Source organism: Kribbella jejuensis (genome assembly GCF_006715085.1).
GTDB classification, from domain to species: domain Bacteria; phylum Actinomycetota; class Actinomycetes; order Propionibacteriales; family Kribbellaceae; genus Kribbella; species Kribbella jejuensis.
The window spans coordinates 551,011-573,948 of sequence record NZ_VFMM01000002.1; the positions used below are offsets into that span (position 1 = coordinate 551,011).

Genomic DNA, 22,938 nt, shown 5'->3' on the forward strand with positions numbered 1-22,938 from the left:
GCCCGTAGGGCCGGGCTCAAGCGAGGCGGGTCGCGTGGTACGCCGCCAGGACCGGCGGGAGGCCGTCGGTCATCATCTTGCGGCGTACCTTGCCCAGCAATCTGGACATCGCGAACCCGCCCGCACCGGTGAAGCCGGTGTGCGCCCAGGTGAACCGCGTGCCGTTCGCCGTCTCCTCGAGCAGATACTTCACGTCCGTGACGTCGTCGTCGTCCTTGTCCCCGCGCCAGGTGTAGTGCAGGGACCGGGGCGGGTCGACGGCGATCACCTCGCAGTAGACGATGCCGGCCCAGCCGATGGTCGGTTTGCCGATGAAGCGGAACTTGGTTCCTGGTACGGCGGCGAACCCGTCGGGACGGCCGCCCTGCCCGGTCGTGGTCCACTGTGCGACGTACTCCGGATCCGTCAGCACGGTCCAGACCTCGTCGATCGGGTAGTCGTAGTCGCGGACGACGGTGTACTGGCTCATTGCTCCTCCTCGAAACCTCGTGCACTGTAGCCTACCTAACGGTAGGTAGCCTAGCCTACCTTGCGGTAGGCTAGGCTCCATGGAGGAGCACATGATCGGGCGCCGCTCCGGGCCCGCCACGCGCGCCGCGATCCAGCGGGTTGCGCTCGAGCTGTTCACCAAGAAGGGATACGAGGCGACCTCGCTGCGTGAGATCGCCGACGAGTTGGGCATTCAGAAGCCGTCGCTCTACTACCACTTCAAGGGCAAGGAGGACATCCTCCGCGCCTTGCTCGACGAGCGCGGCGACGAGGCCGAGCAACTGCTGGAGTGGATCAGCCGGCAGCCGCAGCGTCCCGAACTGATCAGGGCGGCCGTGCTTCGGTGGGTGCAGTCGTTCTCCGCCGAAAAGCTCCGCGGCATCCGCTTCCTGTCCGCCAACCCACTGGTCGCGCGCACCTTCGAAGGCCGCACCGATGACCGGATCGGTTCGACACTGAACCAGCTGATCGACGCGCTGGCCGGCCTGCTCCCAGACCGGTCCCCGGCCAAAGTGCTCCAACTCCGGATGGCGCTGCTGAGCATCAACGCGGCCGTCGATGCGGCCACCTCCACACCGTTCACCGACGAGGACATCCTGGCAGCCGCCAACGCCGGCGCGATCGCCCAGATCGACGCCCTGCTCGCCACCGGTTGAGGGCCCGTCCTACTCTGCGTAGCTCCGCGGGGCTCTGGCGTGTGCGCTCCGTCAAAGATCAGCCGTCGCTGAAACATCTGCCCGGCGTTGCCCGATACAACCAGTTGAGAGGAGCTGGTTGGGGTTGTGTGAGACGTGTGCTCGGTTGCTGGCGCTGCGGCGGATGATCGAGCGTCCGGCAGCGCTGTTCGGGACGATCGGGACCGATGCGATGCTGGACGCCTGGTTCGGTCCTCGGTCGCCGATCTTTCCTGCCCGCAAGGCGCCGCGCCCCTCGCTACCTCCCGGGACTGCGCGCTGATCGTCAGACAGCCGGCGGGACGGCGACGACCTTGCCGTGGAGCCGGCCTGCTTCGGACTGCTCGTGGATCTTCGGTAGCTCGCTCAGCGGTACGCGCTGGGCGATCTCGACGTGCAGGTCGCCGCTGTCGATGAATGCGACGAGTTGCGAGAGCACGTCCGCGTCGGGGTGGACGAAGATCGTGACCGCGCGGACGTTGCGTGCTTCGTCGCCGGGCGTCGGTACGGTCGGTGTCGTGGAGACGACCACGCCGCCGTCGCGGACCAGTGCGACCAGAGCGGTGAACCGGTCGGGGGTGATCGGCGCAAGGTTGAGCAGTACGTCGACGGGCTCGGTGACCGCGTCCAGTACCGACGTCGTCGTGTGGTCGACGATCTCGTCAGCGCCCGCTGCCTCGACGATTTCGCTACTGCGCGGGCTCGCGGTGGCGACGACGTACGCACCTGCGCGCTTGGCCAGCTGTACGGCGTAACCGCCGACCGGGCCGCCCGCGCCGTTGATCAGCACCCGCTGACCGGCGGTGAGGCCGCCCGCTTCGAACAGTGCCTGTGAGGCGGTGAGCCCGACCGACGGCAACCCGGCGGCATCGGCGAGCGGGATGCTCGTCGGGGCCTTCACGAGTGCGTCCGCGGGAGCGACGACGTACTGCGCCGCCGAGCCGTCGGCGGTCATCGGGATGAATCCGACGACGGTGTCGCCCACCGCGAGGCCGTGCACCTCGTCGCCGAGCGCGTCGATGGTGCCGGAGACGTCGTACCCCGGGATGTGCGGCAGCGGCACCGGGATCGGCAGAAAACCGCCGCGGATGCCGCCGTCGGCCGGGTTGAACGCCGACCCGGCGACCTGGATCCGCACCTCGCCCGCGCCGGGCAGCGGCTGGTCGGCGTCCTCGTACCGCAGAACCTCGGGGCCGCCCGTCGCGTGGAACCGTACTGCCTTCATGATCTCTTCCCTTCGCCAATGTGCTTCGGATTCGAAGCAACTGCCCTTGAGGGTAAAAGTGCTTCGAACTCGAAGCAAGTACTTCGACTTAGAAGCACTGCTACGCTGCGGACATGACTCCGTCGCTGGATGCCACGCAGCTCGGTGCGTACTTCGCCCTGATCGAGGCGAGCAGCCTGCTGAAACATGCCGTCGAGCAGCAGTTGCAGGAGGCCGGCCGGCTGAGCTACGTGCAGTTCCAGCTGCTGGCGACCCTCGGCGACGCCCCGACCGGCAGTCGGCGGATGACCGATCTGGCCGACGGCGTCGTCTACAGCCGCAGCGGACTGACCTATCAGGCCCAGCTGCTGGAGAAGCGAGGCCTGGTGACCCGTACGCCGTCGCCCGACGACGAGCGCAGCGTCACCGTCACCATCACCGAGGAGGGACGTGGTGTCCTCGCGGGCGTCTTCCCGGGCCACATCGCGATCCTCGACGACCTGCTGTTCGCGCCGTTGTCCCGCCGCGACATCGAAACCCTCGCCGACATCCTCGGCCGCGCCCGGGACCACATGCGCCGGACGCCGCCGCGGTCAGCACAACCGCGGCGGCGCAAGAAGACTTCCTAGGAAAGCTCGGCGGGTTAGGAAAGCTCGGCGGGCGGGATCGCAAGATGTGCGAACGGACAGAGGAGGTCCGACCACACCTGGATCGTCCCCGCGGCGACGTTCACGCGTCGTCCTGGTGGTCGGCGCCGGTCGGGTTGGTGCTGAAGTGCTCCGGCGCGATCAGTACCGCCGTACGACGGTCCGCGATCATCTCGGCGTCGTATGCCTCGAGGTCGGGATGTACGCCGGCCGCGGCGTGGTAGATCTCCCGCAGGAGGAGCCGCAATCGCTCCGCGTCGATCCCGGGCAGCGGGTCGTCGGGGCCGGCCAGCTCGACCGGGCCGCTGACGCCGATCCATTCCCACCCGGCGCGGAAGACGAGCGTCGCCCGCGGGGTTCTCCGCAGATGGGCGAGTTTCGCCGTCCGGCCGCGGGCGACAAACGCGACCACCGGCGAGCCGGTCAGCGGGTGGTCGATGACGCCGGCGTTGATGACGGACGCGGCGGGTTCGCCGGAGCGGCGCTGGGTGACGGCGACCGCCAGGAAGTGATCCCGGCGGCCGAGTTCGTTGATGCGGGCCAGACCTGCAGACGTCTCCATACCGCAGACGTTAACGGACCACGGTCCGGTTATCAACAGGCCAGAGCTGCGGCTGGATCGTGGGGTCGGTGTAGTCGGGGTCGGGGTTGTGCCGGACGAGTTCGTCGTTCGGGTGCGCGGAACCGGGGCGCCAGCGGTTTCCGGCCGGCTGCAGGTGGATCGCGATCGACCGGCGCGGCGCCGTACTCAGGTTCGCCGAGCTGCCGTGCACCGTCCGGCAGTGGTGGAAGCTGACCTGCCCACGCTTCATCCGCGGTACGACCGGCGTCGGGTCGTAGCCCTGGGCAACGATCGAGGCCTCCAGACCGGCCGCGTCCTGGGAGAAGAAGTCCAGCCCGGTCACCGACCACCGATGGCTGCCAGGCATGAACGCGACCGCCCCGTTCACCTCGTCGACGTCGTGGAACCCGACCCACGCGGTGAGCATGTCGTCCGACGTACACGACTGCCAGTACTGCCGATCCGTGTGCCACCCGACCTTCGCCGCGGATCCGCCAGGTGGCTTGTAGAGCAGTTGGTCGTGCCACAACCGGATCCCGTCCGCGCCGGACAGCGCGGCCGCCGCCTCGGCGATCGCCGGATAGTGAACCAGTGCGGCGAGCTCATCGACCCGCAGCGAGGAGTAGTCGTTCTTCCGGAGTACGTCGCCGTGCTCGGGCCGCCAGCCCCGCGTCGCCGGTACGTCGGGAAGCACGTGGTCGTGGTTGCCCGCATAGAACCGTTCCATCCCGCGTTCGGCGGCATCGAGTACGTCGGGCGGCACGATCACCGGCGAGATCCAGTAGCCGTTGTCCCGGTAGAAGGCAATGTCGTCAGCGTCCATGCAGACCACGGTAGGAACGCGCGGGCGCCGGGGCGTTGCCGATGTTCAGCCGGATGGACACAATCTTCAGGTGTCTCTGTACCGCCCCGACGGGCTCCGCGCCGGCTTCCACGCCGAGGGTTTCGGGCCGGAGAGCGGCCTGTTGCACGGTGGCGAGCAGTGGGTGCCCGAACGGTTCCTGATCGAGCCGCACGAGCACCCGGTCTGGGAGATCTACCTGCAGCAGCACGGCACCACGCACTGGGTCGCGGGTGGGGAGAGCTACGCATTGCACCCAGGCCACCTGTTCGCCGTACCGCCCGGGGTCACGCATCACCTCGCCGGCCGGTCCGGTAATCACCACTTCTACTTCGCCGCTGTCGACCTCGACGTGGTCGCCCGGCGGCATCCCGGTCTCGCGATGCCGTCGGGCGTCGTCCACCGGGAGGCCGGCGAGCTGACGTACGCCTTCGCGCAGTTGGTCCGTGAGCTCACCACGCGGTACGAGTACGCCGACACCGGGCTGACGCTCGCCGTCGACCACCTGGTGCTCGCGTTCTCCCGGTCGCTCGCGCCGTCGGCCGTACCGCAGTTGCCGATGCATCCCGCCGTACGGACGGTGAAACGCCTGCTCGACCAGGAGTTCCACGAGCGCTGGACGTTGAAGGAGCTGGCCGACCGGGCCGGACTCGCATCGGCATACCTGGCCGAGTTGTTCGCCGCCGAGGTCGGTCAGCCCCCGCACCGCTACCTCAACGAGCGCCGCATCGACCGGGCCCGCCAGTTGCTGGAGTCCAGCGACGTGCCGGTCACCGCGCTGGCGCTGAGCCTCGGCTTCAGCTCGAGCCAGCACTTCGCCCGCGTCTTCCGGCAGTTCACCGGGACCACGCCGACCGCCATCAGATCGTCACGAGCGCGGTGACGCCGAGCGCGAGCCCGACCAGATAGGTGCCTGCGGCACCGAAGTCGCGGAGCGGTCCGTGCGCCGCGAGTGTTGCCGACCGCAACATGGCGATCGCGTGGGTGAAGCGGACCAGGACGCAGGCCACGGCAAGTACGTCGATCACCCAGCTGCTCGACAACGCCGAGCAGACCAGCAACAGCACGATCATCGTCGGGATGTACTCGGCCGCGTTGCCGTGCGCGCGGACCGCGATCAGCAGCCGATCGGACGGATCGGTCGGTAGTTGGTTGCCGGCTCCGCGGATCGCGCGGTTGCGGGTCACGTTGGCGCCGAGCAGGAAGAGCAGGATGCCCAGCAGGGCGATGCAGACAACGGTGACGGTGTCGAGTTTCATACCAGTGCTCCTTCGAACAGGTGGCTCACGATGGTGTGGCTGAGGTGGGTCCCGAGCAGCGCGTCGGTCTTGTGCATGCCGCCGGGGCAGGTGACGTTGACCTCGATCAGCCGGCCGTCGATGACGTCGACGCCCGCGATCGCCAGGCCGTGGTTGCGCAGTTCCGGTCCGAGCGCGGCGACGATCGCGCGGTCGTGGTCGTCGATCTCGGCCGCCGCGACCGGCGGACCGATCCGGAAATCTCCGGCCGCCGGGCGCCGGATCACCGCGCCGACGAGTTCGCCGTCCAGCAGGAACAACCGTTTGTTGCCCTGCGCAACCGCCGCTAGGTACTGCTGGGCGATCACCTGCCGCCGTCCGCCGTACGTCGCGGACTCGAGCAGCGCGATCGCGCCCGGATCGTCGCGCACCAGCCAGACACCGTGTCCGGCGAATCCGTCGACCGGTTTCACGACCGCCGTACCGACCTGGGCGACGAACGACCGCAGCGCGTGCGGGTCCGTGCCGACGTACGTCGGTGGGCAGAGCTCGGGAAAACGGAGGGCGATCAGTTTCTCGTGCAGCGCGCGGATCCCTTCCGGGTGGTTGATCACCCGGGTCCCGGCGTGGTCGAGCAGGTACGTCGTGTGCAGGTAGCGCGCGTCGACCGGCGGATCGATCCGCAGGTGCACCAGGCCGAAGGACGCCACGTCCACGACCGCCGTACCGAGGTCGTCGAACCAGGTCGCGTCGACGATCCACCGATGGTCGGTACCGGCGGCCCGTGGGCGCAACCGGATCCGCCGCGCGCGGGCGCGCACCCGGCCGTCGGCGAAGGCCAGCTCTTCGGGCTCGCACGTCCAGACGTCGAGGCCGAGGTCCTGCGTCGCGACCATCAGACCGATGCTCGCGTCGATGTCAGCCTGCAACCCGGGCAACGGATCGGTGATGAACAGTGCGCCGGTCATCTCGCCACATCCCTTCTGTGCAACGGGTTTGCCGGAGTACGTGCCGCCGGTGCACGTCGTCGTACATGAGTCGCCGAAGGACTGCGACCGCTTCCGCGACGACTGCGGGTTCGAGTGCGTCGAGGAAGCGGACCTCGAGGTACGTCCCGCGTGGGCGGACCGGTGGGAAGAGCGTGCTCAGGTGCCCGGCCGGACCGTCGACGAAGACGGTGGCGCCCGCCGCGAAGGCCGTGTACGCCGTGACTGGGTCGTCACCGTGCAGCAACCTGTCGTCGAACGCGGTCCGCGCCGGGTCGACCGCCTGCCAGGTGGCGAGCCGCGAGCTGTGGTTGAAGCGGGCGGCCAGCGACGGCCCGGCGAGATTGAGTACCCGCCACTGCTCGAGTCCCGCGCGACCGGGCCACCAGTCGAGGCAGATCTGCGTCGACGCGGTCCGGCGCATCATCACCCGGCCGGACGGCCCGATCCGGTCGAAGTGCCGCTGCATCGCGACGTACCGAGGTGAGGTCAGCTGCAACGGCACGTCCTCGCGCGGATCGACCGGGATCGGCCGCAGTGTGATCCCGCCGAGCCGGCGGCGCAGGTCCGCGGTGGCCCGGCGCAGGTCACCGACCGGGTCGTGCGACGGCGGCAGGCTCAGTTCGAGTTGCCCGCCGGGCTCGAAGCTGACGTACGCCGACCCGTTCACAACCTGCCGGAGGACCTCGATCGGTACGACGGATCCGTCGGGCCCGGCGACGACGTACTCCTGCTCGATCGCGACCCGCGTCGACCGCTCACGCCCCCGCGTGAACAGCCCCGCGACCAGCGGTCGAAGCGTCCTGGGATCCATCCGGCCCTCCCTGATACTGTAAGGATTCCTGTCGAAAGAATGGAAGGTATCCTTACGGTATGTCAAGACCTCAGAGGCGCATTCCCAAGCACAAGCCGCTGATCGCACTGCTCGACCGGGCCAACCGGATGTTCCAGGCGGAGATGGTGCGCAAGGCGCACGCCGACGGGCACACCGAGGTGAAGATGGCGCACAACTCGGTCTTCGGCACCCTGCACGGCGAAGGTGCGCGGGCCGCCGACATGGCGGCCCGGGCCGGGATCACCCGGCAGTCGATGGGTGAGGTAATCAGGGAAATGGTCGCCCTGGACCTGCTCGAGATGAAGGCCGACCCGAACGACCGCCGCGCGAAGATCGTCACCTACACCGAGCACGGCCTGGAGGTCGCCTGGGACGGTTTCGAGTACCTGGCCGACCTCGAGGAGCTCTTCGAGCAGGAGTTCGGCGAACAGGAGTACGCGATCGTGCGGGATGTCCTCGAGCGGCTGATCGTGCTGCTGGACAAGCTCTCGAGCGATCAGGACTCGCCCTCGGCCGGCGGCAGCGTCGGGTAGTCGCCGATCGGGTAGAGCCCGACGGTGAAACCGTACGTCGTGCCACCCGCCCGCGGGAGCTGGTCGAACGCGTGGATCAGCGCGTCCACCTGCTGCCAGAACTCCGCCGCCCGGTCCTCCGGGATCCGCGCGTGCCGGATGAACGACCGCAGCTGACCTGCGTCGTACGCCGGCTTCGACTCCTGCGCGGCGACCTCGAAGTCGTTGAAATCGTGCGGCAACTGTCCGTCCGGGCCCTGGCGGCCGAGGCCGACGTAGAACATCCGCGCCGCACGCCCGTAGAACCGCTCCTCGATCGCGCGCACCCGCCGGGTCCGGACCACTCGCAGGATGCCGGCGTCGGCCAGCACCTTCACGTGGTGCGCGACCGTGCTCTTCGGCCGCCCGACCGCGGTGGCCAGCTCGGTCACGGTCGCCGCCCGTTCGTGCAGCAGCCCGAGAATCGTCGTCCGCAACGGATCACTGATCGCTCGCACCTGCTCGGCCGTGGTCAGCTCGACCGTCTCCGCGAGCTCGTAGTCGGGGACCTTGTTCGCCATGGTGCGAATAGACTAACATCGCCGATTGTTCGAGATATTTGGATCATTGGAGCTGATGATGGCCGAGGTCGTGCTGTACCACCACGCGCAGGGGCTGACCGACGGGGTGAAGGCGTTCGCCGACCAGCTTCGGCAGGCGGGCCACACCGTGCACACGCCGGATCTGTACGAGGGCAACACCTACGCGACCCTCGAGGAGGGGATGGAGTACGCGCAGGCGACCGGCTTCGGGACGATCGCGGAGCGCGGCGTCGCGGCGGCGCAGGACCTGCCGGCCGATGTCGTGTACGCCGGGTTCTCGCTCGGCGTCGTACCTGCCCAGCAGCTCACGCAGACCCGTCCGGGAGCGGTCGGCGGGTTGTTCTTCTACTCGTGTCTGCCGGCGGAGGAGTTCGGCGGATGGCCCGAAGGTGTGCCGGCGCAGGTGCATGCGATGGGGGAGGACCCGTTCTTCGCCGAGGAGGGCGGCGACATGGACGCCGCTCGCGCCCTGGTCGCCGCCAACAGTTCGGTCGAATTGTTCCTCTACCCCGGCAAGGAGCACCTGTTTGCCGATTCCTCCCTGCCGGGCTACGACGAAGCCGCTGCCAAGCTCCTCCTCCAGCGCACGCTGGACTTCCTCGCCTAGCCGCCGCTGACGGGTTGTCTCGCCCCTGACGCGTTACAACCCGCCATCCGGCAAACGACCCGCTAGCCGGCGACGGCCTCCGCCTCGATCGCCGGAGTCTCGGCCACTGCGTGGCGGCCCGGGATGAAGGACGCGACCGCCAGGGCGGTGAGGGCCGCGCCGGCGCCGATCAACAGGACGACCCGGAAGCCGGTCTGCGAAGGCAGGGTGTAGCCGCCGAGGCTGATCGTCAGGTTCGCCAGGATCACACCGGCCACCGCACTCGACACGGACGTACCGATCGAGCGCATCAACGTGTTGAAGCTGTTCGCCGCCGCGGTTTCCGAGACCGGTACGGCGGACATGATCAGCGCCGGCATCGCGCCGTACGCCAGACCGATACCGGCGCCGATCAGCAGCGACACCAGGACGAGCTCCCAGACCGAACCCATCAGCACACTGCCCACGCCGTACCCGAGGGCGACCACGAGTGCGCCGAGCATCAGCGTCACCTTCGGGCCGCGGGTCTTCGAGATCTTCGCCGAGAACGGCGCCGCGACCAGCATGATCAGACCCGACGGGCCCATCACCAGACCGGACGCGAGCATCGACTGACCGAGGCCGAATCCCGTTGCCTTGGGCATCTGCAGCAGCTGCGGCAGGACCAGCGACATCGCGAACATCGCGAATCCGAACACCATCGACGCCAGGTTGGTCAGCAGCACCTGCGGGCGCGCGGTGGTGCGCAGGTCGACGAGCGGCTCGGTGGTACGGCGCTCCCACCAGCCCCAGGCGAGCAGCGCGACGACGGCGAGGACGAACAGGCCGACCGTACGGCCGCCGGTCCAGCCCCAGCTCGATCCCTGGGAGATTGCCAGCAGCAACGAAATCAGCCCGATCGACAGCCCGAGGCCGCCGAGCAGGTCGAACCGGCCGCCGGAACGTACCGACGACTCCGGCACGAACCGCAGCACCAGCCCGAAGACGATCACGCCGAGGCCGGCCGCCACCCAGAACAGCGTGTGCCAGTTGAAGTTCTCGGCCAGCAGCGCGGCCGCGGGCAGGCCGAGCGCGCCGCCGACACCGAGTGAGGCGCTCATCTGCGCGACCGCCGTACCCACCTTCTCGGACGGCAGCTCGTCGCGCATGATGCTGATGCCGAGCGGGATCACGCCGGATGCCAGGCCCTGCAGCGCGCGGCCGATGACCATCGGCGTCAGCGAGCTGCTCAGCGCGGCGACCACCGAGCCGAGGACGAGCATGCCGACGCTGATCAGCAGCATCCGGCGCTTGCCGTACATGTCGCCGAGGCGGCCCATGATCGGCGTCGCGACCGCGGCCGCGAGCAGGGTGGCGGTGATCGCCCAGGCGGTCCCGGAGGCCGACGCATGCAAGAGCCGCGGCAGCTCGGGAACGAGCGGGATCACCAGGGTCTGCATCAACGCGACCGTGATCCCGGCCGAGGCGAGCACCGGCACGACGGCCTGGGTGCGCACGGATGGAGTGGACACGACAGCCTCCTGTGGCTGAACTAGATAGTTGGTTTCTGCAACCAAAAGACTAAGTCAGGCAGTTGACTTAAACAAGTTCCCGAGAGAAGCTGTGGTGATGGCGAAGGAGGTCCGGGCCTCGCGCGTGAACGCGACCCGCGAGCTGATCATGGCGACGGCGGAGCGGATGTTCGCCGAGCGGGGCGTGCACGAGGTGTCGAACCGGCAGATCAGCGAGGCGGCCGGGCAGGGCAACAACACCGCGGTCGGGTACCACTTCGGCACGAAGACCGATCTGGTGCGGGCGATCGTCCGCAAACATGCGCAACCGGTCGAGGCGCGGCGACGGGAGCTGCTGGCGGAGCTCGGCCCGGATCCCGACGTACGGGACTGGGTGACGGTGCTGGTGCGGTCGGCGACGGATCACATGGGAAGCCTGGGTACGCCGAGTTGGCTGGCGCGGTTCAGTGCGCAGCTGATGAACGATCCGGCGCTGCGGGAGATCCAGCTGGAGGAGTCGCTGAGTTCCCCCTCACTGACCCGGGTCGTCGAGGGGCTGGCAGCGGGGCTCGCGGACCTGCCGTCGGAGGTGCGGCTGGAGCGCGGCGACATGGCGCGTCACCTGATCATCCAGATGACGGCCGAGTTCGAACTCGCGCTCGCCGAGGGCCGTCCGACAGCCCGCGCCACCTGGGAGGAAATGGCCAACGGCCTCATCGACGGAATCGTCGGCATGCTGACCGCCCCAGTCACCACCTGACCCTGATGGTCGGCGCCTGCTCGTCGAAGGCTGAGCACGCGACTACAGTGCGCTGGATGATCTCTGAGTTTCGGGTTTCGGTGCCGGAGGGGGAGGTTGCTGAGCTGCGGGAGCGGTTGCGGCGGGTTCGTTGGGCTCGGCAACTACCTGGTGGGTGGGAGCGGGGTGTGCCGGTCGATTACCTGCGGCGGGTGGTCGAGCGGTGGGTGACCTACGACTGGCGGGCGTGGGAGGCGCGGTTGAACGCGTTTCCGCAGTACACGACGGACATCGATGGGCAGACCGTGCATTTCCTGCACGTCCGTTCGCCGGAGCCGGACGCGTTGCCGTTGATCCTCACGCACGGCTGGCCCGGATCGGTCGCGGAATTCCTCGACGTACTGGGGCCGCTGACGGATCCGGTCGCGTACGGCGGAGACGCGCGTGAAGCGTTCCACGTGGTCGCACCGTCCGTCCCGGGACACGGTTTCTCGATTCCGTTGACGGACGGGTGGAACCACGGACGGATCGCCGGCGCCTGGGTGGAGCTGATGCATCGCCTGGGCTACGAGCGGTACGGCGCCCAAGGTGGGGACACAGGCTCGGTCGTCTCGCCACTCGTCGGGCAGCTCGACCCGGACAACGTCGTCGGAGTCCACATCAACGGGGGATTGGCGTACCCGGAGGTGCGGGCCGGTGACGTAACGACCGATGCGGAACGCCAACGGCTGGCCGCGGCGGAGCGGTTGCGCGCGGTCGGGACGGGGTACGCCGACCTGCAAGGAACCCGTCCACAAACGGTTTCGTTCGGGCTGAGCGACTCACCCGTCGGCCAGCTGGCCTGGATCCTGGAGAAGTTCTGGGAGTGGACCGACCCGGCGCGTGAACTCCCCGAGGACGCGGTCGACCTCGACCACGTGCTGACCGACGTGTCGATCTACTGGTTCACCAACACCAGCGCGACTTCCGCGAACCTGTACTTCGAGAACAGGCGCGCGGCCGACGACCTGCGGCCCGGCGTACCGACCGGAATCGCCGTGTTCCCGACCGATCCGGCGATCCGCCGCGTACTAGAACGCCGGCACCGGATCGTCCACTGGTCGGAGTTCGCCCGCGGCGGGCACTTCGCCGCCCTCGAGGCGCCCGACCTGCTGGTCGACGACATCCGCACGTTCTTCCGGCTCGTCCGGTAGCCGGGCGGGAGCGACAAAGCTGAGCAAGGTCCCGTCACGTTCGACGGTGGCGTCCGGCCAGCGACGCCGAACCATCCGGATCGAGCGTTCGTTGGCCGCACTGACCACGAACAGGAAGTACCGTGCGCCGGCCGCGATCGCGTCGGCGGCGGCCACCGAGAGCATCCGTACGCCGAGCCCGCGGCGCTGCTCGTCCTCCGCGATCACGGCGGCCAGTTCGGCGGTTTCCGCGCCCGGCGCCCAGGCCCACATGGCATGTCCGACGATGGTCTCGGCGCGGGTCGCGACGAACGCCGCGCCGGTCGGGCACAGCATCCGGAGCAGGAGCGCGGCCCGCGGCGGCGTACCGATCGCGGTCTGGAACCGGAAGTAGCGGCTGAGATCGGTCAGCCCGGTGAGCATCCTGGCCAGTTCGTCCGCGTCGGGTTCACCGGCGCGGCGGACGAGTGGCGGTCCCGTCTGAGTCTGGTTCACGGATTCAGCCTTGCTCGGCTTGGCTGAGTCTGTCAAGCGGACTTATCATCGATCACATGAGCATGGCAGTGAGCGAACAGGTCCCGGAAGCGATGCAGTGGTCCACCGAGAACTGCACGATTTCCCGGACGATGGAGATCCTCGGCGACAAGTGGACTTTCCACGTACTGCGTGAGCTCTTCGTCGGGGTGCGCCGGTTCGAGGACATCCGGGCCCGCGCGGGCATCCCGCGCCAGGTGCTGACCGAGCGGCTCGCGGCGCTGATCGAGCGCGGCCTGATCCGCCGGCACCCGTACCGGCTGCCGGGGCAGCGCGAGCGCTCGGAGTACCGGTTGACGCAGGCCGGCATGGACCTGTACCCGGTGCTGGTCGCGATGGTGCAGTGGGCCGACGAGTACCTCCCGCTCGACGCCGGCCCGCCGATCGAGCCCCGGCACCGCGGCGACTGCGGCGAACGCGTCAGCGTGGTGATGAAATGCGAAGCCGGCCACGAACCGGCGCCTCGCGAGGTCGCGTTCCGCCCGGGGCCGGGCGCGCAACGGCGTTAGTTCGTTGTCTCGTCGAGGCGTTCGATCGCGCGCCGGATCAGTGTCTCGGTGTCGCGCGGCTGGGCCGCGGTGATCGACACCGCGTCCATCGTGACGACGTACGTGTCGAGCTCCTCGCGCTTGTCGAGGTACACCGCGCTGGTCAAGTGTTCGATGTAGACGATGTCGGGCAGGTCCGGGTCGTTGAACCGGAGCAGCGTGAACGCGCCACCGGTCGCGGTGTACCCGCCCTTGTCGAACGGAATGATCTGCAGCGTGACGTTGTGCCGCCGGGACGCCTCGATCAGGTACTCGAGCTGGTTGCGCAGGATCTGCGGGCTGCCGATCGGACGCCGCAGCACCGACTCGTCCAGCACTGCCCACAGCCGTGCGGGTCGCTGCCGCGTCAGCACTTCGTGGCGGCTCATTCGCAACGACACCAGGCGATCGACCTCGGCCTTCGGCAGCGGGACGTCCTGCCGGCCGAGCTGGATCACGGCCTTCGCGTACTCCGGGGTCTGCAGCAGGCCGGGGACGAACTGCAACTCGAACGTACGAATGAGATCGGCCGCCATCTCCAGGCCGAGATAGTCGTGGAACCAGGCCGGCGTCAGGTCGTCGTAGCGCTGCCACCAACCGGGGTCGTTCGCCTGCCGGGCCAGGGTGAGCAGGCGTTCGCGCTCGTTCTCGTCCTCGAGCTTGTAGAACGTCAGCAGGTCGTCGACGTCGCGGACCTTGAATCCGACCCGGCCGAGCTCGAGCCGGCTGATCTTGGACTCGGATCCGCGGATCTCCCAGGCGGCCTCGGTCCGGCTGATGTTGGCGGCCTCGCGCAACCGGCGCAGGTGGGTGCCGAGGATGATGCGCTGAGCGGTCGGGCCGCTGTACGCCCCCGGCTCGGTCACCTCTGGCCTCCCAGCAGCAGTGATTCGGTGCAGCAGTTGATCATTTCACAACGGATCGTGACTATGTCTACTCGTAGCCGCCGACACGGTGTGTTCAGCGCGCCGTACTCTCGGTAGAGTCTCCCGCACAGACTTCCCCGATCACTCTCTGCGAGGTTCACCGATGGTCGATGCCACCAAAGCGCCAAGCTCAGTTCCGGTCGGTGTCGACACCAGCCGGGCCAGCATCGCGCGGGTGTACGACGCCTTCCTGGGCGGCAAGGACAACTTCGAGGTCGACCGCGAGGTATTGCGTGGGGTCCAGGCGGCCGCGCCGCAGGCCCAGGACCTGGCCTGGTCGAACCGGAACTTCCTGATCCGCGCGTGCCGGTTCCTGGCCGGCCAGGCGGGGATCACGCAGTACCTGGACTGTGGATCCGGTCTGCCCACCGCTGAGAACACCCACCAGGTGGTGCAGCGGATCCAGCCCGAGGCCAAGGTGCTCTACATCGACAACGACCCGGTGGTGCTGGCGCACGGCCGCGCACTGCTCGAGGAGAACGAGAACACGCTGTTCGTCAGCGCGGACATCTTCGACCCCGACGAGGTGCTCGGCAACCCCGAGGTCCGCAAGTTCCTCGACTTCGACCAGCCGATCGCCGTGATCCAGGCCGGCACGCTGCACCACTACATCGGCGACGAGGGTGCGCAGATCATGCAGAAGTACATCGACGCGGTGGTGCCCGGTTCGTACACGGTGATTTCGCACTTCTACGACCCGGAGACTCCCGAGCACTCCGCGGTCGCCCAGAAGATGGAGGACAAGTTCATCCACAGCCCGATGGGTAGCGGCCGGTTCCGCACCCGCGCCGAGCTGATGACGTTCTTCCCGGGCCAGGAGCTGGTCGAGCCGGGCCTGGTGCTCTGCGACGAGTGGTGGCCGGACGGCCCGCGGATCAAGCCGCTGAACCAGGTCGAGGAGTGCATCGTCGGCGCGGTCGGCCGCAAACTCTGAGTTCGCAACTGCGGGGCGCCCTGGTCCAGGGCGCCCCGTTTTGCGTTCCTCAGAACGTCCAGCGTTGCGCCGCCGAGTTGTTGCAGGCGGCAACGGTCACTGGGTTGCCGAGGGCAACAGGTGCGGTGAGGCAGCGACCCCCGCTGCGGATCGTGCCGTCGCCGGGCATCGTCCACTGCTGATTGGTTGCCGGATCCGGTCTGCAGGCTGCCGAGTTTGAACGACGTTCCGGCGGTGACGTCGCGAACGGTCACCCCGTACCAGCCGCCGCCTTCGCTCGCGACAGCGAATGCGTAGGTGTGGCCGGGCGTCGGTGCCTTGTCGAGGCGGCAGCTGCCACCGGTGCCGTCCTCCTGGAACTTGATGCAGTACGTGCCGGCGTCGCCGGCCTTCCAGTCGGTCGAGTTCCAGAGTGAGTACAGGAACATGCCGCCGCCGTCGCGGTAGCTGCATGCCGGTGTACCCGCCGACGTCACCGCCGGTGAAGCCGAACTGGTTGGCCCAGTAGACGTTCGCACGACCGGGCGAGTTGCTGATCGTCATCCGGTACTCGACCGTGCGGTTTGTGATGGAGCTGGACGGGCACTTTGGGTGAGATGAGTAGTGCAGTGCAGCGGATCGGAACGGGGCGGCGCGGGCCGTTTGTGGTGACGGCTGTTGCGTTGTTGGTGTTGTTGTTCGATGGGAATCTGCCGACGCCGCTGTATGGCGTCTATCGGGAGCGGTTCGGGTTTTCCGGGACCGAGCTGACGCTGATCTTTGCTGTCTACATGGCCGTTCTGGTGCCTTCGTTGATGGTGTTCGGTCAGTTGTCGGACCAGGTCGGGCGGTCGCGGGTGCTGATCGGCGGACTGAGTCTCGGCGCGGTCGGACTCGTCCTGCTCGCGGCGGCGCAGGGCACCGCCTGGCTCTTCGCCGGCCGGATCGCGGCGGGGATCGCGCTGGGTGCGACCGCGGGAACGGCGGCCGCGGCGCTGGTTGAGTTCGAGCCGGATGACGACCGCGGCAAGGCGGCGCTCGCCACGGTGCTGGCACAGAGCGGCGGCAGCGCGGCCGGGCCGTTGGTGGCCGGTGCGCTGGCCGAATGGGCGCCGTACCCACGGCAACTTCCGTACGCCGTCGGGCTGGTGCTCACTGTCCTCACGGCGATCGCCGTCTCCCGGCTGCCGCGCGAACCGGTCAGCGGCCGCTGGCGTCCGCAGCGTCCGTCCGTACCGCCGGAGATCCGGGCCGACTTCGCCCGCGCGAGCCTGAGTGGTGCGACCGTCTGGGCGGTCGGTGGACTCTTCCTGTCCGTCGTACCGTCGTACACCGCGCAGCTGCTGCACAATCACAACCTGGCCTTGCTCGGAGCTGTCCCGGCGATGATGCTTATCGCCGCATGCGCGGTCCAGGCGGTCTCGGTCCGGATGCAGCTACCGCCGCGAAAGGCGCAGGCCGCGGGACTCGGATCGCTGGTCGTCGGCCTTGCCGCGCTGGTCGGCGCCTTCCCGGCGAAGTCGCTGCTCCTGGTCGTCGCCGCGGCCCTGTTCGCCGGTGCCGGACTCGGTCTGACGTACTTCGGCTCGCAGGCGGAGGTCAATCAGCTCGCACCAGAGGCCCGCCGTGGCGAGGTGACCGCCGCGTTCCTGACCTGTGTGTACCTGGGCGTGGCCGCGACCGCCATCTCAACAGGTCTGCTGAGCGACGCGTACTCGCTGCCGACCGCGATCGCCGTGGTCTGCGGTGTGGCCGGGGCGACGGCGCTGGTTGCTGTCGGGTGGCAGCTCAAACGCGATTAGACATGCTCCGAGACGAGCGTCGCGGAGGTGTTCTCCTCGAGGGCCTGGAAGAGGTGCGGCAGGTCGCCGGGGTACGCGACATAGTCGCCGGGGTTGAGTTCGACCGGATCGTCCTGCGGGCCGACCAGAGCGCGGCCGGAGGCGAGGATGACGTGTTCGACGACCCCCGGCATATGCGGATCAGACTTCCGGCCGGGGCCGGGAGAGGCGACGATCCGGTACAGGTCGCGGCGGGCGTTCGGCGGGCTGGACGCGACCAGCGTGGCGCTGTAGTCGGCCTGGTCGGAGTAGATCGCCGGGCCTTCGCCGGCGCGGATGATCTGCACCTTCGGGCGCGGTGGGTCGAGCAGCGCGGCGAACGGAGTATCGAGTGCGACGGCGAGCGCCCACAGAGTTTCCACGCTCGGGTTCCCGGTGCCGGACTCCAGCTGAGACAGCGTGGACTTGGCCACGCCGGCCCGCTTCGCTACCTCGGTGAGCGAAAGTCCGGCGCGAGCGCGGTGCCTGCGCAGGGAGGCGGCGATGACGTCCAGCGGTGCTCGGGTGCTGTCCATAGCTCGTGTTCGCTCCATCGGTCCGATTGTTCGGCTTGACGAACGGGCGGGATGGTGTTCATCATAGTGCCCATGCGTTCGATTTGGCGAACACTGGACCGTGGGTTGGCCCGCGACATCGCGCTGGTGTGTCTGGCCGACGGTGTCGTGGGCCTGTCGTACGGCGCGATCAGCGTCGGCGGCGGACTGCCGTTGTGGGTGCCGATCCTGCTGTCGATCGTGGTGTTCGCGGGCGCGTCACAGTTCCTGTTCGTCGGGATCGTGGCAGCCGGCGGCAGCCCGATCGCCGCGATGGTCGCGGGGCTGCTGGTGAACACCCGGCACATCCCGTTCGGGCTGGCGGTGAGCGACGTCATCGGTCGCGGGTGGAAGCGCTGGCCCGGCAGTCACGTGATGACCGACGAGAACGTCGCGTTCGCGATGGGGCAGGACGAACTCGAGCGGCAGCGGGCGGCGTACTGGGCCGGCGGCATCGGCATCTTCGTCTGCTGGAACATCGGCGTCGTGATCGGCGGGCTGGCCGGTTCGGTGATCACCGACACCGATGTCTTCGGGTTGGATGCCGCGTTCCCGGCCGTGTTGATGGCCCTCGTCCTGCCCTCGTTGCGTGATCGCCGGACGCGGACGGCGGCGCTCGTCGGCGTCGTGATCGCGTTGGTGGCAACGCCGTTCCTGCCCGCGGGCCTGCCGGTGCTGCTGGCGCTGCTCGGTCTGCTGTGCTACCGGTCCGACAAGCCGGCTGTCGAGGAGGCAACCCGATGACCAACACACCTCTACTCCTCGTCGGTATCGGAGTGCTTGCCGTCGGCACCTTTTCGCTACGGTTCGCCGGCCCGGCGTTGCGGAGCCGCTTCGAGGTCCCGGAACGGATCCAGCAACTCCTGGCGGTCGCCGCGATCGTCCTTCTCACCGCCCTTGTCGCCACGTCCGCACTGACCGACGGCCACGGACCTGCCGGCATCGCGCGCCCCGCCGGGGTACTCGTCGGCGGAGTCCTCGCGTGGCGGAAAGCACCGTTCGTTCTGGTGGTGGTGGCTGCCGCCGCTACGGCGGCCGGACTTCGTCTGCTCGGGGTGCCGTAACCGCGCTACCGTGCAGGTATGACGATGCAGCCCGCTGCGCCCCGGAAGTCGATTCTGCCGATGATCGGCATCGCCTGTCTCGTCGTCGGCGTACTCCTGGCCGGCTTCTTCGCGTGGCGGATCGTCGTCACGGCGCCGCGCTCGCCGCAGCCGATCGAGAACGGGCGGGTGCACCTGAACCACGAGGGGCTGACGATCTACTCGTCGATCCCGGTGCTCGGCCCGCCGTGTTCGGCGCAGGACGCGAACGGGAACGACGTACCGCTGAAGAAGGACAACGGGTCGGAGACCGTCACGATCAACGGCAGGAGCTGGTACGTCGTCGCGCGGTCGGCGAAGCCCGTACCGGCGGGGGATTACAGCATCTCCTGCACCGACGGCGAGACCAGCGCGACGTACGCCGCCGGGCCGAAGTTCTCGGTGATCGCGTTCGTGGTGTCGATCCTCGGTACGGTCTTCTCGCTGCTGATCTTCATCGGGCTCGGCGTCGTGTTCCTCGTCATCGGCCTGATCCGCCGCAACCGCCGTCCACCCACCACCTATCCCGGGCAACCAGGTGCCCTAGGCAACTATCCGCCACAGCCACCGAACTACGGCTATCCGCCGTACAACCCGGGCCCGAACCCCGGCCGCCCACAGGACCGGTGACCGTGGACCTCGACTGGCCCGGCTGCCGGAACGTCCGTGATGTCGGCGGCCTGCGCACCTCCGACGGCCGGGTGATCCGATCGGGTGTGCTGATCCGCGCGGACAGCCTGCAGTACCTGACCGAAGACGGGGTCGAGGCCGTACGACGAGCAGGGGTGGGCCGCATCCTCGATCTGCGCGGCGACGGCGAGGTGGCGGCGTTCCCCACACCGTTCACCGGAACACCTCTCGCCGTCCGGCAGTCCTTACAAGACCCGGCCGATCCGGACCACGGCCGGGCGACGATCGTCGAAGCGTGCACCTGGATGCTCGACCGGCGCCCCGAGTTGTTCGCCGCCGCGGTCAAGGCGATCGCCGACGAGCAGGACGGCGCGGTAGTGGTGCACTGCCACGGCGGCAAGGACCGCACCGGCATGGTCGTCGCGCTCGCGCTCAGCGTCGCCGGCGTACCGGAGGAGGAGATCGTCGCGGACTACTACCTCACCCAGTCCCGGTTGGCGCCCTGGCTGGAGGAGCAGCTCGCGGCCGAGCCCGACACCTCGAAACACCCGGAAATGCTCGAGTTCCGCGACACCCGGGCCGAGTCGATCGTCGCGATCCTGCGCCATCTGGACACCGAGTACGGCGGCCCGGAAGCATACCTGCGGCTCGGTGGTATCACTGATAACGACCTCAGCAAGCTGAAAGCCCGCTTAGTGGGCTGACCTCCGTCACCAACGCGTCACACACCGCAGTACATTGGCGCAATGCCTGTCGCAGCAACGCCGACCGGGGTGTCCGACCCGGCGGCTTTGGCCGAACGCTACGGACTCACCAAGAGCTCGCTCCGCCCTCCCTTCGGTTCGTACCTTCGCGAGCTGTGGAGCCGTCGAAAGTTCGTCGTCAGTTACGCCACCGCACGCACCTATGCCATGTACGCCGGGGCCCGCCTCGGCTCGATCTGGCAGATCCTCACGCCGCTGCTGAACGCCGGGGTGTACTACCTCGCGTTCGGTGTGCTGCTCGGGACGAAGAACGGGATCGACAACTACGTCGCGTTCCTGCTCAGCGGGGTGTTCGTGTTCACGTTCACCCAGCGCTGCATGACCGAAGGGTCGCGCTCGCTGGCCTTGAACCTGTCGCTGATCCGCACGCTGCACTTCCCGCGCGCGACGCTGCCGCTCGCCTACGTGCTCAACGAGCTGAACCAGATGCTGATCTCGATGGGCCTGTTGTTCCTGGTCGTAGGCTTCACCGACGGTCCCACCTGGCGATGGCTGATGATCGTCCCCGCGATGTTGCTGCAGGTGATGTTCAACGTCGGCATCACCCTGGTCTTCGCGCGGATCGGTACGTTCGTCACCGACATCAGCCAGCTGCTGCCGTTCATCACGCGCACCTGGCTGTACGCGTCCGGGATCTTCTTCTCGCTGCCGTACAAGCTCTCCCAGCTGCACGCGCCGGGCTGGGTCGTCCAGGTACTGGCGTTCAACCCGATCTCGGCGTACATCGACGTCGTCCGGCGGGCGTTGCTGCACGAGCATCTGAAGAACGAGCTGCCGCACGCGTGGTCGATCGCGACCGTCTGGGCGTTCGTGATGCTGGCCGGCGGGCTCTGGTACTTCTGGCGGGCGGAGGATCGTTATGGCCGTGGTTGATGCAGAGGCTGAACCGACGGTCATCGCCGACCAGCTGGACATCATCTACAAGGTGATCGCGGGCCAGGGCGGCAAGGGTACGGCGGCGACCGCGCTGCGCCGGATCATCAAGCGCCAGGACCGGCCGACGATCCGCGAGGTGCACGCGGTCAAGAACGTCAGCTTCACCGCCTACAAGGGCGACGCGATCGGCGTCATCGGCCGCAACGGCTCCGGCAAGTCGACGATGCTGCGCGCGATCGCCGGCCTGCTACCGCCCGCGTCCGGCGTCGTCTACACCGGCGGCCGGCCGTCGCTGCTCGGCGTCAACGCGGCGATGATGAACGACCTGACCGGCGAGCGGAACGTCGTCCTGGGCTGCCTCGCGATGGGCATGTCCCCGGCCGAGACGCAGGCCCGGTACGCCGAGATTGTCGAGTTCTCGGGTATCGGTGACTTCATCGACCTGCCGATGTCGACGTACTCGACCGGTATGCAGGCACGGCTGAAGTTCGCGATCGCGTCCGCGAAGACGCACGACATCCTGCTCGTCGACGAGGCGCTGGCGACCGGGGACGCCGAGTTCCGGGTCCGCTCGGAGCGCAAGATCAAGGAGCTCCGCGACCAGGCCGGCACGGTCTTCCTGGTCAGCCACAGCCTGGAAGTGGTGCAGGAGACCTGCAACCGAGCGCTCTGGCTGGATGCCGGCGTACTGAAACTCGACGGCCCCGTCGAGGAGGTCGTCGAGGCCTACATCAAGTCCACCAGAGCTGGTTAGACCGCCTTCGGGCGTTCGCGGAGGCCGATCAGGAAGCCGAGGCCCCAGGAGATGTGCATGGTGGCGCAGACCAGCGGCATCCAGAACAGCGCCTTCCAGGGCAGGTAGCGGCCCTCCATCGCGGAGCCGAAGATCAGCAGCAGCGCGTACCCGAGCGGGGCCAGGAAGCCGAGGTCGAGCCAGCTGATGCCGGTGGCCAGGCCGATGATGCCGAGGATCGTCCCGACCGCCAGGCCGATCACCGCGACCGGCGGGGCCAGGTACCGCTTGCTGGCGGTCTCCGGGTGCCGGCGGATCACCTCGCGGCGCCACTGGCCGGTGTGGAAGAACTGCTTGGCCACCGCGGACAGCGAGGACCGCGGCCGGTACGTCACCGACAGGTCAGGGCTGAACCAGATCAGGCCACCGGTCTTGCGGATCCGGTAGTTCAGCTCCCAGTCCTGGGCGCGGTGCATGGTCTCGTCGAAGCCGCCGACCCGCTCCAGCGCGGCCCGCCGGAACACGCCGAGGTACACGGTGTCGGCCGGGCCGGCCTTGCCGCCCTGGTGGAACGTCGACGCGCCCAGCCCGAGCCGGGAGCGGTACGCGCAGGCGACCGCCATCTCGGTCGGGGTCCGGCCCTCGGCGGCCATCACGCCGCCGACGTTGTCCGCGCCGCTCTCGTCCAGCACCTCGACAGCGCGGGTGATGTAGCCGTCGGTGAGCGCGCCGTGCCCGTCGACCCGGACCAGGATGTCGTGCTTGGCGTGCGCGATGCCGACGTTCAGCGCGGCCGGGGTCTTGCCGGTCGGGTTCGGCACGATCGTGATCCGGTGGTCCTTCTCGGCCAGCTTGCCTGCGATCTCCTCGGTCCGGTCCTTGCTCGGGCCGATCGCCAACACGACTTCCAGCTCTCCTGGATAGTCCTGGTCGAGGACGCGGCCGACCGCCTCCTCGAGGTGGCGTTCCTCGTTCAGCACAGGCATCACGACGGACACGGGTGGCCAGTGGGACAGCGGCATA

At 68.5% G+C, this 22,938-nt stretch carries 28 protein-coding genes and 2 pseudogenes; 16 read left to right on the top strand and 14 right to left on the bottom strand.

Annotated features, from left to right (window positions below; genetic code table 11):
- Nucleotides 1-16: 16 nt before the first annotated feature.
- The gene (locus FB475_RS22585) at nt 17-469 is read right to left on the bottom strand and encodes an SRPBCC family protein (RefSeq protein WP_141858567.1); all 453 of its coding nucleotides are present in this window, start codon (nt 467-469) and stop codon (nt 17-19) included.
- A gap of 79 nt (nt 470-548) precedes the next feature.
- On the opposite strand from FB475_RS22585, the gene FB475_RS38165 reads away from it, so the two are divergent.
- Nucleotides 549-1,145, top strand: a complete 597-nt coding sequence (locus FB475_RS38165) for a TetR/AcrR family transcriptional regulator (RefSeq protein ID WP_141858568.1) — start codon at nt 549-551, stop codon at nt 1,143-1,145.
- Nucleotides 1,146-1,449: 304 nt separating this feature from the next.
- Here FB475_RS38165 and FB475_RS22595 read toward each other — a convergent pair whose 3' ends face one another.
- Nucleotides 1,450-2,388, bottom strand: a complete 939-nt coding sequence (locus FB475_RS22595) for an NADP-dependent oxidoreductase (RefSeq protein ID WP_141858569.1) — start codon at nt 2,386-2,388, stop codon at nt 1,450-1,452.
- A 113-nt stretch (nt 2,389-2,501) separates the two neighbouring features.
- On the opposite strand from FB475_RS22595, the gene FB475_RS22600 reads away from it, so the two are divergent.
- The gene (locus FB475_RS22600; RefSeq protein WP_141858570.1) at nt 2,502-2,996 is read left to right on the top strand and encodes a MarR family winged helix-turn-helix transcriptional regulator; all 495 of its coding nucleotides are present in this window, start codon (nt 2,502-2,504) and stop codon (nt 2,994-2,996) included.
- 100 nt (nt 2,997-3,096) lie between these two features.
- Here FB475_RS22600 and FB475_RS22605 read toward each other — a convergent pair whose 3' ends face one another.
- Both FB475_RS22605 and FB475_RS22610 read right to left on the bottom strand, forming a co-directional pair.
- Complete coding sequence (locus tag FB475_RS22605) at nt 3,097-3,576, bottom strand: pyridoxamine 5'-phosphate oxidase family protein (RefSeq protein ID WP_185759398.1); 480 nt, start codon at nt 3,574-3,576, stop codon at nt 3,097-3,099.
- Nucleotides 3,577-3,586: 10 nt separating this feature from the next.
- Nucleotides 3,587-4,399 (bottom strand): phytanoyl-CoA dioxygenase family protein, encoded by an 813-nt coding sequence (locus FB475_RS22610; RefSeq protein WP_141858571.1) that lies wholly within the window; start codon nt 4,397-4,399, stop codon nt 3,587-3,589.
- A 70-nt stretch (nt 4,400-4,469) separates the two neighbouring features.
- Here FB475_RS22610 and FB475_RS22615 point away from each other — a divergent pair, with 70 nt between their 5' ends.
- On the top strand, nt 4,470-5,300 hold the full coding sequence (locus tag FB475_RS22615) for a helix-turn-helix transcriptional regulator (RefSeq protein ID WP_185759399.1): 831 nt from the start codon (nt 4,470-4,472) through the stop codon (nt 5,298-5,300).
- On the opposite strand, the gene FB475_RS22620 is transcribed toward FB475_RS22615, so the two are convergent.
- The 3 genes from FB475_RS22620 to FB475_RS22630 are packed head-to-tail and all read right to left on the bottom strand — an operon-like array spanning nt 5,278 to nt 7,455.
- A complete protein-coding gene (locus FB475_RS22620; RefSeq protein WP_141858573.1) occupies nt 5,278-5,676 on the bottom strand; it encodes an MAPEG family protein in 399 nt (132 codons plus the stop codon). The two genes, FB475_RS22615 and FB475_RS22620, sit on opposite strands and share 23 nt — an antisense overlap.
- Nucleotides 5,673-6,623: an ATP-grasp domain-containing protein gene (locus tag FB475_RS22625; protein WP_141858574.1), complete on the bottom strand. Its 951-nt coding sequence runs from the start codon at nt 6,621-6,623 to the stop codon at nt 5,673-5,675. Before FB475_RS22625 ends, FB475_RS22620 begins: the two co-directional genes overlap by 4 nt.
- Nucleotides 6,574-7,455, bottom strand: coding sequence for a glutamate-cysteine ligase family protein (locus FB475_RS22630; protein ID WP_141858575.1), 882 nt, complete (start codon nt 7,453-7,455; stop codon nt 6,574-6,576). Before FB475_RS22630 ends, FB475_RS22625 begins: the two co-directional genes overlap by 50 nt.
- 59 nt (nt 7,456-7,514) lie before the next feature.
- Here FB475_RS22630 and FB475_RS22635 point away from each other — a divergent pair, with 59 nt between their 5' ends.
- Nucleotides 7,515-8,009 (top strand): MarR family winged helix-turn-helix transcriptional regulator, encoded by a 495-nt coding sequence (locus FB475_RS22635; protein WP_141858576.1) that lies wholly within the window; start codon nt 7,515-7,517, stop codon nt 8,007-8,009.
- Here the strand turns inward: FB475_RS22635 and FB475_RS22640 are convergent.
- Nucleotides 7,973-8,548 carry an ArsR/SmtB family transcription factor gene (locus FB475_RS22640; RefSeq protein WP_141858577.1) on the bottom strand — a complete coding sequence of 192 codons (576 nt, stop codon included), beginning with the start codon at nt 8,546-8,548 and terminating at the stop codon, nt 7,973-7,975. The two genes, FB475_RS22635 and FB475_RS22640, sit on opposite strands and share 37 nt — an antisense overlap.
- 55 nt (nt 8,549-8,603) lie before the next feature.
- Here FB475_RS22640 and FB475_RS22645 point away from each other — a divergent pair, with 55 nt between their 5' ends.
- Entirely contained in the window at nt 8,604-9,176 is a 573-nt protein-coding gene (locus FB475_RS22645; RefSeq protein WP_238332461.1) for a dienelactone hydrolase family protein, read from the top strand.
- 62 nt (nt 9,177-9,238) lie between these two features.
- Here FB475_RS22645 and FB475_RS22650 read toward each other — a convergent pair whose 3' ends face one another.
- Nucleotides 9,239-10,666: an MFS transporter gene (locus FB475_RS22650; protein WP_238332346.1), complete on the bottom strand. Its 1,428-nt coding sequence runs from the start codon at nt 10,664-10,666 to the stop codon at nt 9,239-9,241.
- A gap of 97 nt (nt 10,667-10,763) precedes the next feature.
- Here FB475_RS22650 and FB475_RS22655 point away from each other — a divergent pair, with 97 nt between their 5' ends.
- Nucleotides 10,764-11,405 carry a TetR/AcrR family transcriptional regulator gene (locus FB475_RS22655; protein ID WP_141858578.1) on the top strand — a complete coding sequence of 214 codons (642 nt, stop codon included), beginning with the start codon at nt 10,764-10,766 and terminating at the stop codon, nt 11,403-11,405.
- A gap of 56 nt (nt 11,406-11,461) precedes the next feature.
- Nucleotides 11,462-12,577 carry an epoxide hydrolase family protein gene (locus FB475_RS22660; RefSeq protein ID WP_141858579.1) on the top strand — a complete coding sequence of 372 codons (1,116 nt, stop codon included), beginning with the start codon at nt 11,462-11,464 and terminating at the stop codon, nt 12,575-12,577.
- A gap of 78 nt (nt 12,578-12,655) precedes the next feature.
- Here the strand turns inward: FB475_RS22660 and FB475_RS38170 are convergent.
- Nucleotides 12,656-12,979 (bottom strand): annotated as a pseudogene (locus FB475_RS38170) (GNAT family N-acetyltransferase); the annotation flags it as partial.
- 128 nt (nt 12,980-13,107) lie between these two features.
- On the opposite strand from FB475_RS38170, the gene FB475_RS22670 reads away from it, so the two are divergent.
- Entirely contained in the window at nt 13,108-13,599 is a 492-nt protein-coding gene (locus FB475_RS22670; protein WP_238332347.1) for a winged helix-turn-helix transcriptional regulator, read from the top strand.
- On the opposite strand, the gene FB475_RS22675 is transcribed toward FB475_RS22670, so the two are convergent.
- A complete protein-coding gene (locus tag FB475_RS22675; RefSeq protein WP_141858580.1) occupies nt 13,596-14,483 on the bottom strand; it encodes a helix-turn-helix domain-containing protein in 888 nt (295 codons plus the stop codon). The genes FB475_RS22670 and FB475_RS22675 overlap by 4 nt on opposite strands.
- Before the next feature lie 163 nt (nt 14,484-14,646).
- On the opposite strand from FB475_RS22675, the gene FB475_RS22680 reads away from it, so the two are divergent.
- Nucleotides 14,647-15,477 (top strand): SAM-dependent methyltransferase, encoded by an 831-nt coding sequence (locus FB475_RS22680; RefSeq protein WP_141858581.1) that lies wholly within the window; start codon nt 14,647-14,649, stop codon nt 15,475-15,477.
- A gap of 49 nt (nt 15,478-15,526) precedes the next feature.
- Here the strand turns inward: FB475_RS22680 and FB475_RS22685 are convergent.
- Nucleotides 15,527-15,655: pseudogene (locus FB475_RS22685) on the bottom strand (ricin-type beta-trefoil lectin domain protein); the annotation flags it as partial.
- 418 nt (nt 15,656-16,073) lie between these two features.
- On the opposite strand from FB475_RS22685, the gene FB475_RS22690 reads away from it, so the two are divergent.
- Nucleotides 16,074-17,258, top strand: coding sequence for an MFS transporter (locus FB475_RS22690; RefSeq protein ID WP_141858583.1), 1,185 nt, complete (start codon nt 16,074-16,076; stop codon nt 17,256-17,258).
- Here FB475_RS22690 and FB475_RS22695 read toward each other — a convergent pair.
- A complete protein-coding gene (locus tag FB475_RS22695) occupies nt 17,255-17,830 on the bottom strand; it encodes a helix-turn-helix domain-containing protein (protein WP_238332348.1) in 576 nt (191 codons plus the stop codon). The genes FB475_RS22690 and FB475_RS22695 overlap by 4 nt on opposite strands.
- Before the next feature lie 54 nt (nt 17,831-17,884).
- Between FB475_RS22695 and FB475_RS22700 the strand changes: the two genes are divergently transcribed.
- The 6 genes from FB475_RS22700 to FB475_RS22725 are packed head-to-tail and all read left to right on the top strand — an operon-like array spanning nt 17,885 to nt 21,936.
- Nucleotides 17,885-18,574: an AzlC family ABC transporter permease gene (locus FB475_RS22700; RefSeq protein WP_141858584.1), complete on the top strand. Its 690-nt coding sequence runs from the start codon at nt 17,885-17,887 to the stop codon at nt 18,572-18,574.
- Nucleotides 18,571-18,894, top strand: a complete 324-nt coding sequence (locus tag FB475_RS22705) for an AzlD domain-containing protein (protein ID WP_141858585.1) — start codon at nt 18,571-18,573, stop codon at nt 18,892-18,894. Before FB475_RS22700 ends, FB475_RS22705 begins: the two co-directional genes overlap by 4 nt.
- Nucleotides 18,895-18,912: 18 nt before the next feature.
- Nucleotides 18,913-19,542: a hypothetical protein gene (locus FB475_RS22710; RefSeq protein ID WP_141858586.1), complete on the top strand. Its 630-nt coding sequence runs from the start codon at nt 18,913-18,915 to the stop codon at nt 19,540-19,542.
- Nucleotides 19,539-20,246 (top strand): tyrosine-protein phosphatase, encoded by a 708-nt coding sequence (locus FB475_RS22715; RefSeq protein WP_141858587.1) that lies wholly within the window; start codon nt 19,539-19,541, stop codon nt 20,244-20,246. The genes FB475_RS22710 and FB475_RS22715 overlap by 4 nt, the downstream gene beginning before the upstream one ends.
- Before the next feature lie 42 nt (nt 20,247-20,288).
- Nucleotides 20,289-21,179 carry an ABC transporter permease gene (locus FB475_RS22720; protein ID WP_141858588.1) on the top strand — a complete coding sequence of 297 codons (891 nt, stop codon included), beginning with the start codon at nt 20,289-20,291 and terminating at the stop codon, nt 21,177-21,179.
- Nucleotides 21,172-21,936, top strand: coding sequence for an ABC transporter ATP-binding protein (locus tag FB475_RS22725; protein ID WP_238332349.1), 765 nt, complete (start codon nt 21,172-21,174; stop codon nt 21,934-21,936). The genes FB475_RS22720 and FB475_RS22725 overlap by 8 nt, the downstream gene beginning before the upstream one ends.
- Here FB475_RS22725 and FB475_RS22730 read toward each other — a convergent pair.
- Nucleotides 21,933-22,937: a glycosyltransferase family 2 protein gene (locus FB475_RS22730; protein WP_141858590.1), complete on the bottom strand. Its 1,005-nt coding sequence runs from the start codon at nt 22,935-22,937 to the stop codon at nt 21,933-21,935. The two genes, FB475_RS22725 and FB475_RS22730, sit on opposite strands and share 4 nt — an antisense overlap.
- Nucleotide 22,938 lies beyond the last annotated feature (1 nt).